Source organism: Pseudoalteromonas peptidolytica (assembly GCF_012641745.1).
In the GTDB taxonomy this organism is placed as follows: Bacteria; Pseudomonadota; Gammaproteobacteria; order Enterobacterales; family Alteromonadaceae; genus Pseudoalteromonas; species Pseudoalteromonas peptidolytica.
On the sequence record NZ_WEHZ01000022.1, the window covers coordinates 68,455 to 84,966 of the forward strand.

The 16,512-nt window shown below is 41.3% G+C and carries 13 protein-coding genes, 5 tRNA genes and 1 pseudogene; 11 read left to right on the forward strand and 8 right to left on the reverse strand.

What is annotated here, in order from left to right; all coding sequences use genetic code 11:
* Positions 1-223: 223 nt before the first annotated feature.
* On the reverse strand, positions 224-1,660 hold the full coding sequence (locus F9Y84_RS14685; protein WP_125251619.1) for a peptide MFS transporter: 1,437 nt from the start codon (positions 1,658-1,660) through the stop codon (positions 224-226).
* A gap of 501 nt (positions 1,661-2,161) precedes the next feature.
* The gene (locus tag F9Y84_RS14690) at positions 2,162-5,026 is read right to left on the reverse strand and encodes a hybrid sensor histidine kinase/response regulator (RefSeq protein ID WP_147390980.1); all 2,865 of its coding nucleotides are present in this window, start codon (positions 5,024-5,026) and stop codon (positions 2,162-2,164) included.
* A 265-nt stretch (positions 5,027-5,291) separates the two neighbouring features.
* Here F9Y84_RS14690 and F9Y84_RS14695 point away from each other — a divergent pair, with 265 nt between their 5' ends.
* From F9Y84_RS14695 to F9Y84_RS14720, 6 genes are all read left to right on the forward strand, one after another.
* Positions 5,292-6,503: a serine hydrolase domain-containing protein gene (locus F9Y84_RS14695; protein ID WP_147390981.1), complete on the forward strand. Its 1,212-nt coding sequence runs from the start codon at positions 5,292-5,294 to the stop codon at positions 6,501-6,503.
* Between the two features lie 253 nt (positions 6,504-6,756).
* A tRNA-Phe gene (locus F9Y84_RS14700) sits at positions 6,757-6,832 on the forward strand.
* A 63-nt stretch (positions 6,833-6,895) separates the two neighbouring features.
* Positions 6,896-6,971, forward strand: a tRNA-Thr gene (locus F9Y84_RS14705).
* A 70-nt stretch (positions 6,972-7,041) separates the two neighbouring features.
* Positions 7,042-7,117 (forward strand) — tRNA-Phe (locus F9Y84_RS14710).
* Between the two features lie 12 nt (positions 7,118-7,129).
* A tRNA-Thr gene (locus F9Y84_RS14715) sits at positions 7,130-7,205 on the forward strand.
* Between the two features lie 140 nt (positions 7,206-7,345).
* Positions 7,346-7,421: transfer RNA gene (locus tag F9Y84_RS14720), tRNA-Phe, on the forward strand.
* A gap of 773 nt (positions 7,422-8,194) precedes the next feature.
* Here the strand turns inward: F9Y84_RS14720 and cysZ are convergent.
* On the reverse strand, positions 8,195-8,923 hold the full coding sequence (cysZ, locus tag F9Y84_RS14725) for a sulfate transporter CysZ (RefSeq protein WP_128732852.1): 729 nt from the start codon (positions 8,921-8,923) through the stop codon (positions 8,195-8,197).
* Positions 8,924-9,337: 414 nt separating this feature from the next.
* On the opposite strand from cysZ, the gene F9Y84_RS14730 reads away from it, so the two are divergent.
* Together F9Y84_RS14730 and F9Y84_RS14735 are read left to right on the forward strand one after the other, a co-directional pair.
* Complete coding sequence (locus F9Y84_RS14730; protein ID WP_147391206.1) at positions 9,338-9,613, forward strand: hypothetical protein; 276 nt, start codon at positions 9,338-9,340, stop codon at positions 9,611-9,613.
* A gap of 46 nt (positions 9,614-9,659) precedes the next feature.
* Positions 9,660-10,253: a CBS domain-containing protein gene (locus F9Y84_RS14735; RefSeq protein WP_147391202.1), complete on the forward strand. Its 594-nt coding sequence runs from the start codon at positions 9,660-9,662 to the stop codon at positions 10,251-10,253.
* Between the two features lie 141 nt (positions 10,254-10,394).
* Here F9Y84_RS14735 and trmL read toward each other — a convergent pair whose 3' ends face one another.
* Positions 10,395-10,859, reverse strand: coding sequence for a tRNA (uridine(34)/cytosine(34)/5-carboxymethylaminomethyluridine(34)-2'-O)-methyltransferase TrmL (gene trmL / locus F9Y84_RS14740; protein ID WP_125251625.1), 465 nt, complete (start codon positions 10,857-10,859; stop codon positions 10,395-10,397).
* Positions 10,860-11,148: 289 nt separating this feature from the next.
* Between trmL and F9Y84_RS14745 the strand changes: the two genes are divergently transcribed.
* A complete protein-coding gene (locus F9Y84_RS14745; protein ID WP_128732376.1) occupies positions 11,149-12,048 on the forward strand; it encodes a cation diffusion facilitator family transporter in 900 nt (299 codons plus the stop codon).
* Here F9Y84_RS14745 and F9Y84_RS14750 read toward each other — a convergent pair.
* Genes F9Y84_RS14750 through F9Y84_RS14760 form a run of 3 tightly spaced genes read right to left on the reverse strand, consistent with a single transcriptional unit; the run spans position 12,000 to position 15,022 of the window.
* On the reverse strand, positions 12,000-12,962 hold the full coding sequence (locus F9Y84_RS14750; protein ID WP_147391203.1) for an alpha/beta fold hydrolase: 963 nt from the start codon (positions 12,960-12,962) through the stop codon (positions 12,000-12,002). The genes F9Y84_RS14745 and F9Y84_RS14750 overlap by 49 nt on opposite strands.
* 2 nt (positions 12,963-12,964) lie before the next feature.
* Complete coding sequence (locus F9Y84_RS14755) at positions 12,965-14,326, reverse strand: ATP-binding protein (RefSeq protein ID WP_147391204.1); 1,362 nt, start codon at positions 14,324-14,326, stop codon at positions 12,965-12,967.
* A 3-nt stretch (positions 14,327-14,329) separates the two neighbouring features.
* On the reverse strand, positions 14,330-15,022 hold the full coding sequence (locus F9Y84_RS14760) for a response regulator transcription factor (protein ID WP_176031991.1): 693 nt from the start codon (positions 15,020-15,022) through the stop codon (positions 14,330-14,332).
* A 200-nt stretch (positions 15,023-15,222) separates the two neighbouring features.
* Here F9Y84_RS14760 and F9Y84_RS14765 point away from each other — a divergent pair, with 200 nt between their 5' ends.
* Together F9Y84_RS14765 and F9Y84_RS14770 are read left to right on the forward strand one after the other, a co-directional pair.
* Positions 15,223-15,684, forward strand: coding sequence for a Spy/CpxP family protein refolding chaperone (locus F9Y84_RS14765; RefSeq protein ID WP_147391205.1), 462 nt, complete (start codon positions 15,223-15,225; stop codon positions 15,682-15,684).
* Positions 15,685-16,045: 361 nt separating this feature from the next.
* The gene (locus F9Y84_RS14770; RefSeq protein WP_128732380.1) at positions 16,046-16,354 is read left to right on the forward strand and encodes a helix-turn-helix domain-containing protein; all 309 of its coding nucleotides are present in this window, start codon (positions 16,046-16,048) and stop codon (positions 16,352-16,354) included.
* A gap of 47 nt (positions 16,355-16,401) precedes the next feature.
* Here F9Y84_RS14770 and F9Y84_RS22240 read toward each other — a convergent pair.
* A pseudogene (locus F9Y84_RS22240) lies at positions 16,402-16,512 on the reverse strand (IS982 family transposase); the annotation flags it as partial.

Sequence of the window (16,512 nt, forward strand, 5' to 3'; positions counted from 1 at the left end):
AGTGAAAATACCAAAGGAAAAATACGAGGTGTTAAGTATGGCTTTTCTTATATTTTGATTTTACTGGCTTTTATTGTTTTTCTAGATCAAGAGTATGAGGTGAAGTGTTCTGAACATAAGACTAATTGGAAAGGCGAAATAGGAAAGGCTGTATTTAAATCTTTACACTTAATGCTGCGAGAGGGGGTAAACCACGCCTGAACAGCGTGGTTTACGGTAAATATTATTGCTTCTCAGCGGATACTTCTAGCTCTTCAGCTAAATAATGCTCCTGAGTGTGCGGCTCATGATTGCCCTCTGCACCGTGCATCCAGTCAACGAGCTTATTGCTTAGTAGGTACATGAGAACTGCTGATAGTAGAGCGACACCGCCTAAGCCAATGAAAATGCTCATTGCATTGTTCATGGCTTCTTGGCCTTCACCGATGAATGAGCCCACAAGACCAGCTAGCTTGTTCGCAACTGCTGTACATAGGAACCAAATACCCATGAGCAATGACGCTAAACGTAGTGGCGCAAGTTTACTTACCATTGATAAGCCAATTGGTGATAAACACAGCTCGCCTAAGGTATGGAATAGGTAGAACAATACCAACCAGATCATGCTGATCTGCAGTGTGCTGCCTGCTTCTGCACCTTCAGTTGCCAGTGCTAACATCATAGTCAAGAAGCCTAACGCAAGGAAAACGAGGCCAATGGCAAACTTAACCGGAGAGTTTGGCTCTTTCTTATCCAGTTTTAGCCATATCATTGCAACTAAAGGTGCGAAAATAATGATAAAAATAGAGTTTAGAGATTGGAACCAAGAAGCAGGGATCTCAAAGCCCATCAGCATGCGGTTAGTGTAGTCATTAGCGAACAAGTTCATCAGACCACCGGCTTGCTCAAAACCCATCCAGAAGATAATAGAGAATACACTCATCGTGAAAATTACACGAATACGGTCTTTTTCTTGTTTTGTTAATGGTGCTTTTGTGGCTGAATCAGACATTTGCTGAGATAGCTTTGCTGAGGGTATTTTACCTATATCACCTAAATATTTTTGGCTTAAGATCAGCTGCATAACCACTGAAATAACCATACCAATACCTGCGGCGATAAAGCCAGCCTGCCAGTTAATTACCGCAGCAACATAACCCGCAACAAGTGGACCCAGTGCACCACCTAAGTTGATACCCATATAGAAAATAGTAAATGCACCGTCACGACGCTTGTCACCTTCTTGGTATAGATCGCCAACCATAGTGGAAATATTAGGTTTAAATAGGCCGTTACCTATACAAAGTAGTGCCAAGCCAAGGTAAAACACATTTACTTCTTGTCCTGCAACAATACTGTGTGGAATACCCATAATAAAGTGGCCTGCAGCCATTAGAATACCACCAATGATGATGGCTTTACGCTGACCTAGTACATTGTCGGCAAGCCAACCACCAAATAGAGGAGTAAGATAAACAGCCATGGTAAAAGTACCGTATAGGCTAAGCGCATCGGCATTATTCCAACCAAACCCACCATTTTGTACTTGAGCAACAAGGTAAAGAACTAAGATGGCACGCATACCGTAGTAGCCAAATCGCTCCCACATTTCGGTACCAAATAATAAGAAGAGGCCTTTAGGGTGACCCAAAAATTCTCCGGCCTTCGGAACTGAATTCATATGTACTTCCTAATTTAATCAATGTGTTGTATCTGGCCATTGTTATTTCAATCAACACTGAATAATGAGCAACTTACTTTAAATACGACGTTAAAAAACGAGACGCAGTAAACAGAACACTTTTCAATGCAGATTAGCGATGCGCGACAAACAATACTGCATGCTCTGATTAAGCATGGTGGTAAACTGTCATGGCATGCCTGTACTTTTTTTGAACGGGTGGCCAGTACCTATTTTAATTAGTGTTTGTTGTATGTAACGACTAACTAATTTAAAAAAGCGCGTCAGTATACTCACAGAGAATTAATAGGGGAAGCATTTGTAGGCAGAAAGCGAATAAAATGCGTTCAGCACTACAACGAATAGATCATTAGAGAGCATTTGATGCTAGTTTGGTGCGGATATATAAAGGCGCTGCTATCTACCGTGAGTTTGAGTGGGCATCACAATTGTGGATGTAAACGGTATTTGATGTGATAGCAGCTACTTATAACAAAAGTGTTATGCCTCTTGACTTAAATATGCTTGGATAAACTCAGTTGCAGCCAAGAAATCTTGCTCTAATTTATCGCGCATTTGGATCAGCTGATCGCCAGTTAAGGTGTTTTCTTTACATAGAGTTTCAAACTCAGTAGCGGTTTCTGCGACGCTTTGCGCACCAATTGTTTTCGAAATGGATTTTAACTGATGACACGCTTCTATGATCTCTTCTTGGTTCATAGTGATAACCGCGCCATTTATATCACGGGTCAATTGGCTACTTTGTTCTAAGTACATCCTAAAGAAACGATTACGTTTGGCATCGTCATGATTGACATACTTATTTAGCATCTCCATGTTGATCGCTGGAGTCGGTAAAGGTTCTGAGTCAACACTTGGACTATCAACTACTTCAGGTAAAGCGGATCCAGTACTTTGAACCGCAAGCGGATCAATAGATGCAGTATGTGAGGCAGCTTCGACTTCGGGGGATGCCGTGCTCTGCTGCGGCTGTTTTGCTTGAGGCAGCTGCTCAATACATTTGTTTAAAGTGGTTTCTAATACATTTAACTCCACAGGTTTGGTGATGTAGTCATTCATTCCTGCAGTTTCGCAGCGCTCCCGTTCACCTTTTAAGGCATTTGCAGTCACCGCAATTATGTAAGGCTGATCAAGGTTTTCGGGCGCAGTCTCAACATAATCTCTGATGTTTTTCACCATGTCGTAGCCTGACATTTTTGGCATGTGTAGATCGGTTAGAACAATCGGAAAGTGTTCTTTTTTCCAAAGCTCAAGTCCTTCCTCACCATTTTCGGCCACCTCTACACCATACCCAAGTAAGTGCAATTGGTCAGTAAGCACTTGTTGGTTTAATACGTTGTCTTCAACGAGTAATACGAGCTTATTTGTGGCTCTTGCTTCATCAACACTTAAAAAATCATTGATTGTGCGTGTAGGTTTGATCTCTTTGGGTTTATGAAGTCCAGCGGCCACAAGAATAGACGTCATAAAGCTCGACTTACATAAAGGCGAGGCATTGAGGTAGAAGATGTGCTTGTGATTCAGCGCAGCTTCGTCCATTTTGCTCAAAACAACAACCTGTTGTGCGTTTTTCTCTAATGAATAAACAATACTTCTTAATTCTTCATTGACCCTATCCATACCATCAAGACCATCCAATACCCAGATCAGCTTATCCTCATGTTGGTGGTCTGGAATTTCTGAATCGTCAATTACCATTACATTCGCTCCCATGAACGAAAGATAGCGGTTTAAGATATTCTGCCTTTCTTTGTTTGGCGTCAGTAAAGCAACGCTTCGGGCATTTAGAAGCTGTTTATTTGCATAATTTACTTTACCGTCAACGCTAAATGGCAACTCAACGATGAACTCACTACCCATGCCAATATCTGAATTAACTTGAATACTGCCAAGCATCAACTCAATTAAACTTTTACAAATAGATAGTCCAAGCCCGGTTCCACCAAATTCTCTTGTAATTGAGCCTTCGGCTTGGATGAATGGGTTAAAGATTTCCCTTAATTGTGCTTTAGTCATACCTTTACCGTTGTCGGTTACGGTAAAGCGTAAGGTATAATGCTCAGAGGTATTTTGTGAAACTTCAACTGCGATTTTGACATACCCTTGAGTTGACTCATCGGTCGTTGTAAATTTAATGGCATTACTACATAGATTGTATAGAACTTGCCTTACACGAACCGTGTCACCCACCAAGTTAGTTGGAATATCAGGTGCTATCACTAGCTGTAAATCTAGCTTACGTTTTTTGGCAACAGAGGAGAGCACTCGAGCAACCTCTTCTGTGGTTTCAGCAACTGAAAAAGGACTGTTATCAATTCTTAACTTACCTGCCTCAATTTTTGAAAAATCAAGAATGTCATCAAGAATGCCAAGTAATGAAAATGCAGAATCTCGAATGATGGTGGTTAAGCGGTGCTGCGCACCGTCGAGATCGGTTTGTCGCAGTAGATCGATAGTCCCAATGACGCCATTCATCGGAGTGCGGATCTCATGGCTCATGGTTGCTAAGAAAGTTGTTTTCGCATCGCTGGCACGCTCAGCATTTAAAATGGCTTTCTCCAGTGCCAATGTTCGCGCCTGAACTTCTGTCTCTAGGCTTTCTTGTAACTGTTTCAATTCGTGTTGAGTAGCCTGATCAGACTCAATCGAAGTCTGAACTTGCTTTAATAGCGTATTGATAGATGAAGCGATGTCAGACAATCCACCGCGGTAGTAGGTACCGACTGTCGCTTTATAATTTTTATCTGCGGTGAGTTGCTCTATCTCTTCTACGAGCGCTTGACTGTCATTGTTGGATGTCGCAGACAGCTTTCGTTGTGTAAATACAAAAACAAAGATAGCAGCCAGTAAACTTATAAATAGTAGCGCGTATGCGAGTATCGAGTTTTCTTCGGCTGTTGTACTTGGTGTTGGCGTATAGGTAAGGATAAGCTCGCCAACATTTTGCCCGTCTAACTGTAGTGGCATATGGTAGACTTGCATGTCGCCTTTGTTATAAAACTCCTCACGATTTAACGCATTAACTGGCTCCCCTGGGCTTTGTTGAAGTACCAAATTTGGTTGCCCCATGCCTGTATTGATATAAAGGTAAGCCCCAAGGTTGGTGTTCCCACTAAGTAGTGCCTGTACTACCTGTTTAGCATTATCAAAGCCATGTTGAGTAATTACTTTTGCTAAAGGTTCAGAGATGGTCGTTGATTGCTGTTTAAGGTTAGCCGTCGCTATGGTTGGCGCTTTTGTTTGCTTGGGAAGTAAATAGGCCCCAGTGGCGCTACACATTCCAACTATAAGAATTGCGACAAAAAGAAAGAGTACTTGTCCGTTAGTGTTTGCGCTATTTGGCATGCTTTATCTCGCAAGAATTATTTATACGTATCATCTGTTGCAATCGTAACACCTTCGACAGCTTTTTACCTCTCGTTTTTCAACCAGTGACTAAAATCGAGGTAAAGAAAAGAGTATTGAAAATATCAAAATAATCAGGGTGTTGAAAGTAAGGCTGTAGTCTTTTATTAGTATGGTTATTATGGCTTTTTAATAAATATTAAATATTAAGTAACGTTTTTATAAAGTAATATTGGTTAACTTCCCCGCTTATAAGGATATCTTAATGTTTTCACATCAATCTCGACGGGTACCAGCGTGGTTCTGTGCCATATTATGTGTGTTGCTGTTCAGCGCCTGTAATAACAATGATAAATCAATCATTACTCTTAAAACTCCCACCGAGCCCAGCGTCGGCTTTACTTCCCCATATGGTGTTGCCGGAGATGATCAACTCTTTCATCAGTTAGAGCTGATCCGTGCCGAGTTTAGCATGCCTGCATTGGGAGGTTTTATCATTTCTGGGGACGAATTAATCGAATTGGATGTTACTGGAGTGCGAAGCAGTACTGGGCAAGTCCCTGTATCTGCCTTTGATAGGTGGTCTATCGGTTCATTTAGCAAATCCATGACTGCCACATTGGCTGCACGCCTTGTTGAGCAAGGAGTCATAGAGTTTGATAGTCAAGTGGCCGACATATTTCCAGAGCTCATAGGTAAGATTAATCCAGAACTTGAGTCTGTTACCTTAAATAGCTTGCTTTCAATGACTTCAGGGTTGCAACGGGATTTAGCGTCTATGTATTCGGGGAAGTGGCACCGTGATAATAGAGACATGACGAGCCAACGATATGATTGGACTATCGAACTATTAAATGCACAAAGATCCGTGCCGCAAGGGACTTATCTATATAGTAATGCCGGTTATGTTGTTGCCGGCCATATGTTAGAGCGTGTCACTGGGCAAGCATGGGAAAGCCTTATTGCTCAAGAGCTATTCGAGCCACTAGGGATGGCGGATGTTGGTTTTGGATCTGCTAGTGATGATGACCCAGATGGACAGCCCAGTGGTCATCAAATGAGAGAAGGCAAATGGCACCCAATTACGCCAACAGATAGAGTGGATTTACCAAAAGTGATTGGACCTGCGGGGTTAATCAATACGACACTACATGACTTATCTATTTACTTGGGGGCGTATTTAGCCGGTGCTAGGGGTAATGATAATCTGATTAGTGCCAGTTCATATGCACGACTATTAACGTCAGTCACACCTGAATATGGATTAGGTTGGATCCTTACACCTAATGACAGTCGGTTTCATCATAACGGCTTTACCGGGACATTCTATTTAGACAACCTTGTATTACCTGAAAGAAATGTTGCGATTCTTGCAGTCACAAATGGCGACACGGTTAATGCTAAATTAGCTGTAGAGAAGGTAATTGATATCTTACTGAAGCGGCTGGATGCAAAGCAACATTATAGCGGCAAGTAAAAGAACCAGAACAACACAGTGGTGACTATTACTTGAGGGGGAGCTTACTGCTATATAAAGGTAGCTAGCCTTCATGCTATTTGTACAGGGATAGTCAGATAAAAGCGTTTAAAACTGGAAATTAGCCTGCCTTGCGTGTTTTTTCATCGAAAATGCGGTATTTTGACCGCTTTGCCTGAAAACTGTGCAAACGATAAATGTATTTAAAAAAAGGGTTGACTTAGAACCGCAAAACCCGTTTAATACGCCGCACGCCCAGATAGCTCAGTCGGTAGAGCAGAGGATTGAAAATCCTCGTGTCGGTGGTTCGATTCCGCCTCTGGGCACCAAATTAAAAACATTGCATTAGCAATGTGGTGCATGCAGAAACTGCATGGTACACGAATTAGTGTGCCGACTTAGCTCAGTTGGTAGAGCAACTGACTTGTAATCAGTAGGTCATCCGTTCGACTCGGATAGTCGGCACCATTTAATTTAGGCGTTAGCCTGTATTTTCTAGATAACTTAGTAGATTGAGTTGTTTAGATAAAAAAGATTTGCCCAGATAGCTCAGTCGGTAGAGCAGAGGATTGAAAATCCTCGTGTCGGTGGTTCGATTCCGCCTCTGGGCACCACTAATTTAGTGTGCCGACTTAGCTCAGTTGGTAGAGCAACTGACTTGTAATCAGTAGGTCATCCGTTCGACTCGGATAGTCGGCACCATTTAATTTAGGCTTTAGCCTATATTTTCTAGGTAATTAAGTTATTTAGAAAATAAAAGATTTACCCAGATAGCTCATTTGGTAGAGCTAATTGGAGTTGTATTGAAAATCCCTTTAAGGATTAAGATACTAAAAAGATTTGCCCAGATAGCTCAGTCGGTAGAGCAGAGGATTGAAAATCCTCGTGTCGGTGGTTCGATTCCGCCTCTGGGCACCATCATTTAAAAAGCCTCGCAATAGCGAGGCTTTTTGCTTTTATACAGTCTAAATTGACATATCTAGCTTATGGATACCTTGTTGTTCTGATAAACATCACTTTATTTTAGTTGCGTAGTAAAACATTAATACCAATTAACCTCAGTACTTACTCAAGTTGGAAGCGTAAATCTGACGCTAACTACGTTAAAAGTTTCTTATTTAGAACAACTAATACCAATTTGACTTAATACTTGCGCAATTTGAAGGAGTCAATCTGACGCTAACGGCGTTAAAAATTTCTTATTTAGAACAACTAAATAGCAAAATTTTTGCCTTGCCTATTTGGATGTAGGTACCTTAGCGATAGCAGGAGGCGGTAGCGGCTTTATCGACAAGATTTTCTCGCCTCAAAATAGACCACTTAATTCAGAAAATTGGTATAAATAGCAAAACCTTTGCCTTGCTACAGGACTTAGTGGGAGCGAGACGCGAAGCGGTGTTTTCCCTAAAACTCTTTGGCTAGACAAGGAAAAAACAAAGTTGTACTTTAGCAACAATGAGTTGGAACACCCCTTATTCAAACCTCGGGTTAAATAGGAAACCTATTGCTATTCTTTCTAGCCTATTGTCAATAAATTTTACGCAGTAGTGAGGGATAACAGCTGGTAGAAAACCAAGCGTAGATTAGGCACTCAACAGGTAGCAGGGCGCGAAAAGCGATGCTGCTACCGTTGACTTGTTTCAGAAGTGCTACTTACCCGAAAAAATCTGTGTAATAGGATATGTTCACTATTAGTGACGATACTGCTGTCGGTAGTTTTCTACCCAAAGTTTAGTAGCCCCACAAACCGCCACTGGCATTACTATTAGATTCACAAATGGAATTGAGGTCAACACGAACACCGCAAAGCCAAAACCGTAAGACAGCCCTTGCTTACTTTTTAAATCGTCCTTCATTCTTTTGAAGTGAATTTTATGGTTATCAAATGGGTAGTCATTATATTGAACACTGTACATCCAACATGTGAACATAACCCATAAAATTTGACCGACAATAGGTAGTACCCAAAGCAATATAAAAAAGCCAAGGGCGCGTGGCAGGTAGTAACACAGCTTTGTCCACTCTCGTCCTAGCATCCGTGGTACATCTTTTACAATATCAAAGAGCTTGTCATCATTGATTTTCTGGTTGGTAAGGTGAAGTTCCACTTTTTCAGATAACAGTCCATTGAAGGGAGCGGCAATAAAGTTGGTTATAACCGTGAAAATCATACTATAGCTAAAAAGTATCACTAAAATAGCTATGGGCCACATTAACCACTCTAGCCAACTTAGCCACTCTGGTAATAATCCATTCAGGTAATCAAACCCTTGAGTCAGCCAGTCGTAAAGAAAAAATAGCGATGCACCAAATAGCAATACATTTATGGTGAGAGGGATAAACACAAAGCGTTTAAGCCCTTTTTGGGTGATCAAAGAAAAGCCGGCAATAAAGTACTCGATACCGCGTGATAGTTGCACATTACACCTCGTGTTGTGATACCAATATGACTGAATACCTGAATAAACTAAGAGGATAAAGTGGGCGCTAACTTCGTAATAATACCTTATTTAACAACACTAAATCATAAAATTTTAAGCTTGTTAGCGGTAAAGGTGCTTATTCCAAAATAGACTATTTATAACGCCAACAGGTATGACTTTACGCTTTAATTTTAGACAGATATCAAAAATGTTGCCCCTAGTATAGCGCTAAACTTGGAGCGGCTAACAGGAGATTAGTAACAATTTATCTCAGCCTATATTATGGCAATATTAGCGTGTAAAAATTAACCTGAATACATTTAGTGGTTTAGTGAATAGATCAGAAATAATACTTGTAAACGCAAGAAACAGCCCATACACTCAGATTATGGCAGTGGAAGTGAGAGCGTGATGCAATTAGTTCGTTGGGTTATTACATTTTGTATGTTGAGTCTGTTGACTATGTCAACGGCCGATGCTGCTAAATGTGACTCTACACTGGCTGTTACGCCTATTATTGTTGATTTAGACAACTCGAACGTAAATCCTGACGTTGACACTTGTGCTGTCTCTGCCCCCCGCAGTTTAGTCGCCACTAGCGATTTTGTTATTGAACACCCAAAGCTTACCTATTGTTTTTCCAATGCTTTATATGAATCAATAAGAGCACCACCTGTTGTAGATTAATTTAGTCCTTTTCCGTGCTTAATTAATTTAAAGATAGAGGTGATCTATGAACACTAACACCGTTATAAAAACACAGCCTGTGTTTGCCTATGAACTTGCTGAAAATCATTTTCCTGCGTGCGGTACTGATAATCTTGAACAGGCTCCAGCGCATTGTCTTATGCACACTTTGCATTTGTCACTAATGCAGCATATTGATGAAAATAGTAGTATTGATGAAGCCGCACTAGTGTTGACTAAAACGCACCGCAGAGCAAGTTTCGTTGTTGATAGCCAAGAAAAGCTGGTAGGTATGATATCGAACGCTAGGCTTGGCAGCCGTTATGTATTGAGTATGGCCGAAAAACGTGGCTGTACTAGACGAGATTTGACTGTAAATGATGTCATGATCCCACTTTCAGAGCTGCGTCAAATTACACTTAAACAAACAAGTCAGGCTGTCGTTGGCAAAGTATTAAAAACCATGGAAGAGGCAGGTCACGAGTTCTTATTAGTGATAGATGACTCAACGCTTTACCCAGTGGGTTATTTTGATCTTATTGATTTGCTGAAAGCCTGTGGACGAGCGGTAAATTCAATTAAACCAGCGAATAAATTTAGTGATATTGTTGGTACTATTTTACACCACGCCGAAATTTAAATACTGAATCCCTAAAGTTAATGTAAATTAAAGTTAGCAAGGCGTCGCGAGGCGCCTTTTTCGTGGATGACTGTACTGTTACTGCTCCTGCTTGCAATGGATAAGGTTGCGGTATGCTAGGAGCGCTTGATATAGAGCTGGTTATTTTGCACCGTTAAAGTCAAGTTGTCGCCAAGACTCATATACAAATACTGAGACAGCATTGGATAGGTTCATACTACGGCTATCTGGGCGCATTGGAATACGCACGCGTTGTGGCTCTGGTAATGAGAAAATTATCTCTTCTGGTAGACCGCGAGTTTCAGGACCAAACAGCAAGCAGTCACCTTCTTCGTAGGCCACCTCGTGATGATATTTAGTACCTTTTGTTGTGCAAGCAAATACTCTTTTTGGGTTACGTTTAGCAAGGTAAGCCTCAAAATTGGGATGACGCTCGACTTCGCTAAATTCATGATAATCCAAGCCTGCACGCCTTACTCGTTTATCATCCCATTCAAATCCCAAAGGTTCAATTAAGTGCAGCGAATATCCAGTATTGGCACACAAACGAATAATATTACCAGTATTAGGTGGGATCTCGGGTTGATATAAAACGATGTCTAACATGATAAGCCTCAATAAAAATTTGCACGGCAGTATAGCCCATCTCCAATCAGAATTACACGTGTGACCGGGGTAAAAGAAAAGCACAGCAAGTATAGAGCTTTGCATCTCTTTAACTTATCAAAGTAATGAACACAGATAGGAGCGTGCAGCAACTGAATATGAGACTATTGCAAAAAAATTGACATTCGTAATCTGTTTTTCATTTCAAACCATTACCCTGTAATATAAGTATATCGCCATACTTTCGTGGGTGGTTCGTTAGTCAGTTGGGTATTTCTAAGGGGTAAATGTGAGTCGTAGCTACGAGTTTTGGGTGAGATTTTCCAGTATATTCACGATTGCTATTGTAGGGGTGATGATAGCAGCGAAGTGTTGGGCTTGGCTGTCTTCTGGAAGCGCAGCAATGCTCGGCTCTTTAACCGACTCATTACTTGATATTAGTGCGTCGTTGATGAACTTGTTTGTGTTAAGTTACGCATTGCGACCGGCTGATGATGATCACAGGTTTGGTCACGGTAAGGCTGAAGCGCTAGCTGGGCTCGGGCAAGCGGCATTTATTGCAGGGTCGGCCAGTTTACTAGCATTTCATGGTGTAGAGCGGATCATTAACCCTACACAAATTCCCCATTCTTTATTTGGGGTATGGGTGAGTTTATTTGCTATTGTCTGCACGTTGTTAGTTGTTGCGGTGCAGTATCAAGTTGTCAAACGTACTCAATCTATCGCAATTAAAGCCGATTCATTGCACTATAAAGGTGATATTTTACTTAACCTAGCTGTATTGGTCGCGGTATTGCTGAACTTTTATGGCATTGGCTACGCGGATCCTATTTTTGCTATCGCTGTTGCAATGTACTTACTTTACAACAGCTGGGACATTGCCAAAGAAAGCGCTGCGCACTTGATGGATAAAGAATTACCAGACGATGAAAAGGCGCAAATTGTGCTTATTGCTTCAAGCCATGAAGATGTTTATGGTGTACATGATTTACGTACAAGGCAAGGCGGAAAAATAAAGTTTATCCAGCTCCATTTAGAGTTAGATGATGATATGCCGTTGATGCGAGCACATAATGTTGCAGATGAAGTGGTAGCCAGTATTAAAGAAGAGTTTGAGTGTGAGATGGATATTCTTATCCATCAGGACCCTGTATCGCTTGCACTCGGTAATACCCCTGTAAATTCGTAAAAATCTCTAAGCACGGCTCTGCGAGTTATGTCTTGCTCGCAAAGCAGCTCATGTTTTCCTGCAAACTCGGTACGTGTCACCTTATCATGGTGCGCGGCAAAGCGGATCTGTGCCTTGTTGTCGACGATACTATCGTGAGTTGCACAAGCGACGCGGACTGGAATATTTAGCTCGATTTTGGTCAGTGCTCGACATTTTTGCAGTGCAGTATAAAGCCAGGCGAAGCTAACTCCTCCAAGTCGTAGTTCAGGATATTGATCGTATAACCCTCTAAATAAAGCGTAACGAATAGGGCAATTTGTCAGATCATTATCTTGAAACGGTTTACTTTGGTATTGTTGCTGACCGATAGCATATTGTTTGCCTAATCCTACTAGACATGCCAATCCAGCAATGGCTTCAGCAACCCAAGCAGGGTAGGGAGCGGTATTGATCCCAAGCATTGGTGCTGATAAATACACGCCTTTAATATTGCTAGGGTTATACAGCGCTAAGTAGTTACAGGTGATCGCTCCTCCCATAGAATGCGCCAGTATAAACAGAGGCAGAGTGTTGTGTGGATTGACAACTTGCTGCATAAAACAGTGGAGAGTCGCTGCGTAATCATCAAATCGTTTTACGTAGCCAATGTGTTTGTTTTTTAACAAGCGAGGAGAATACCCTTGCCCTGGGTGATCATAGGTATATACAGCGATATTATTTTGTGCCAGTTCCCATAACAACTCCCTATATTTATGCGCGGATTCAATACGCCCATTAACCAATACCAAAGCAAACCGTGGTCTTTTTGGTATATGATAAACATAAAAAAGCTTGCCGTGAGGAGTATCAAAAAAGCCTCGTTGACACTGTTGCCAGTGTTTATCTATTTCAGGAAGGTGAGATTCTAATTGCTCGCTGCAGCTATAAAACATGACTACCTATATAACGGAATACGAATGCTGACCTGAAGGCCAACATTGTTAGTAAATTCAATATGGGCATCATGCACTTTTAGTGCATGTTGGGCAATGGCAAGCCCTAAACCAAACCCTCCTTTTTGATTATGCTCTGGTGTGCGTGCAGCTGAAACTCGAAAAAACGGGATACAAAGCTTGTCTAACATATCTTCACTCACCCCCTTGCCATCATCTTTTATGATACAAAGGAGCTGCTTGTTGGTACTCTGAATATCGAGGTTAATCGTGCTATTTGCGTATTTAATGGCATTACGAATGATGTTTTCAAAGGCGCGATTTAGCAGCATAGCATCGCCATTGAGCGTTACTTCAGGTATTGTGCTGGCGAAAAATTGCTTGCTTAATTGTTGCGCCTCAAACAGAGCATCTTCGATAATTGGGTCGAGTAGCTCATTGAGGGGGATCGGCTGTTTTTCTATTGGTATTTGGTCGGCTTCTAGTTTTGACAAATGCAAAATATCACCGAGCATGTTCTCCACTAATTGTGCTTCACGCTCTATGCGCTCAAAGTAACCTTGGTTGTCTTTCGTTGCGTGGCCTGCGGCCAATCCCGTCGCCATTTGCAAGCGGGTAAGCGGAGAGCGAAGCTCATGAGAAATATCTGCAAGCAGGCGCTTTTGATTATTGACCAAAGACTCTAACTTATCAGCCATCAGGTTGAAGTCATGGCCTAGTTGACCAAGTTCGTCTTGACGCTTTTTGTCTATGTTTGCACGGCTGCTTAAGTCACCTTGAGATAGCTTGGCTGCGCTTATTTGCAGTGCCTTAATTGGTGTAAGCAAGTTTCTGGTAAACCAAAAACACAGCAATAAACTCGCGCCTAATACCACCGCAATTTTAGCCCACAGCGGCAATGCTCTAAGCTTAATAATTGCACTTGGCGTGTGATTTTCAAATACCAAATAAAGGCGATAGTTATCATTATTCAGTGTGGCTTCAAGCGGCCCGAATGCTTTATATTCAGGTGTGTAAATGGCCAGTGGTTTGGTATCTTCTGTAAAGCTAAGTAAATCGAGGTCAAGTGCTTTGATCCTTGGATTTGCGGCAATACTCTTTTCACGAACGCGGTGACTTAGGTAGATATTTCTCGCCTTTCTTTTGCGTAATTTTGCGATATTACTTAACTCAAAGTTGGGGCGTTGGCTGACTTGGGTTAAGACTTGCTCTAATTGCTGTAAATTATGCAGCATCGACCTTGAGATCTTTTTAGTTTCCACAACGTCTGGCTGTAACAGGCTTATCCCAAGCAAAAGTAGAAGGGTAGCTATGATGGTTAGCCAAAACCATGCAAATACCTTAACTAATAAGTACCGCTTCATTCATTATGCCTTCAAAAATATATAACCAGAACCACGTATAGTTTTGATATAAGTATGGTCGCTCAAAGCTGCTATTTTCTTCCTAACGTTGGATACATGCATGTCAATTGAGCGGTCATAGGGCACCAGTGGCCTGCCTAAGACTTGACGAGATATAGTTTGTTTATCAACAACCTCACCGGCAGATCTCACCAATAATTGCAGCACTTCATATTCAGTTCCCGTCAGTGATAAGAACTCTCCACTCACAGAGGCGCTCCTAGCGCCGATGTCTAAGCTAAGCTGATGAATAGTAAAGGTGTCTTGAGGGCTGTGGTGCTTATAATGATCCACTCTGCGGGTGATCGCTTTAACCCGTGCAAGTAGCTCTCTGTGATTAAATGGCTTGGGTATATAATCATCTGCTCCCAACTCAAGACCAAAAATACGATCAAAATCGTCCCCTTTTGCGGTGAGCATAATAATTGGCGTCATTTTTTGTAAACGCAACGATTTTAACACTTCAAAGCCATCCATCTCAGGGAGCATGACATCTAACAATATAAGGTCAAAGTTTTGCTTTAACGCGCGCTGGAGCCCTTCAGTACCTGTATGCTCCATGTCGACTTCAAAACCTTCAGCACTAAAATACTCGTGCAAAAGATCACAAAGTGCTTGGTCATCATCTATAAGTAAAATGCTATGTCTTATGGTCATACTTTATCCGGCGGCGATTGAAAAGATAATTACAGTGTCTATCCCATGATGTATTACACCTTACTTTATTGCGGTATGTAAATTGCCTTTGCGTTTTTTTGCAAAGCACTGACAAAACTTTACCCTGATTTGACGTTCCTTTTCTTGTCAATTGCTAGATTAGGAGGTGACAAAGCAACGGCAAACAAGGAGCCAAAATAATGAGATTACTATCAACTTTAGCATTAGCAACAGTACTGAGCTTATCAGCAGTTAGCTTCAGTGCAGATGCGGGATCTATGGGTCGGCAGTTAGAGCATTCAGCACGATTATTACTATCAGATAAAGGCCAAAAATTGTTGGAATTGAGCGATACGCAGCAATCACAATTAGCAACCATCTATGCTGATTTCAAAGCGGCAAAAAAAGCACTGAAAGAAAAAGGCAAAGACGTACGTAAATCACATCGTGAAGAGATGAAAGCATTAATGGACGCAGAGGTATTTGACAAGGTACAGGCACAGCTGTTGCTTGAAAAGGGTCAAGACAAAAAACAAGCTTGGGCATTACTGGCAATGGAGACTCGACACAAAGTTTTTCACGTATTAAATGAAACACAACGTGAAAAAATCAAAACGCTTAAATCACACCGTAAGCACAAAAGAGCAAATAAAGCCGAGTAAATGATCCTTTTTCTTAAAATATCTCGCCCTTGGTCGTCTTTGCTAAGGGCTTATCTTATCTCTATTTCCACAATAATACCTACCTCACCAAAGTGTTTACTTAATTACCATTAAAATATAGGTGTGTGCGTAAAGCCCACGAATAGTATAGCCCAGAGTTACATGTTGATAACATGTGGATGTTGTGATATTTTTCGATTAAGAGTACATATGGCAAGTCTGCTGATAACTCTTTGCAATAGTGTTTAATTGAAATGGTTATTAATTTACGCACACAACCTTACCAGTAACTTTTATCTATAAGTAAAGTCGTTTTACGCACGCTGTTGATTGCTGGTTACTAGGTATCACTGAGGAAAACATGCAGACACCTGAAGAATATGAGGTGACACTTAGGATCCGAGAGTTGCTTAAAGAGCTTAAAAAGCGTAAGGGCTACACTAAAAAAACAGTGAGTCAAAAGCTTGGGATCGGTCTAACCACGTTAGATGATTACCTAAATGGAACCAGCTCATTTCGTTTAGGTACATTGATAAAATTATCAGAAATCTGCCGCATTCAACTAAGCGATATCTTGGAAGGAGCGGGGCACATAGCAAAAAGCTATGAACAAGGTACAAAAAAGATTGAGCCTGATACAGAAAGTAATGAACAAAGAGAATCAAATTAACGATTGTTAGCCGTCAGTATTTTTTACTTATTTAACCCGAGATCGGTTTAAGCCATCAGTTCATCAATAGAAATTGATGGCTTTTTTTCTTTGTGGCTGTATGCAATCAGCGCACCCAAGACTGTTAATATCATTCCATGCAAGCTTCTATGTCTTGA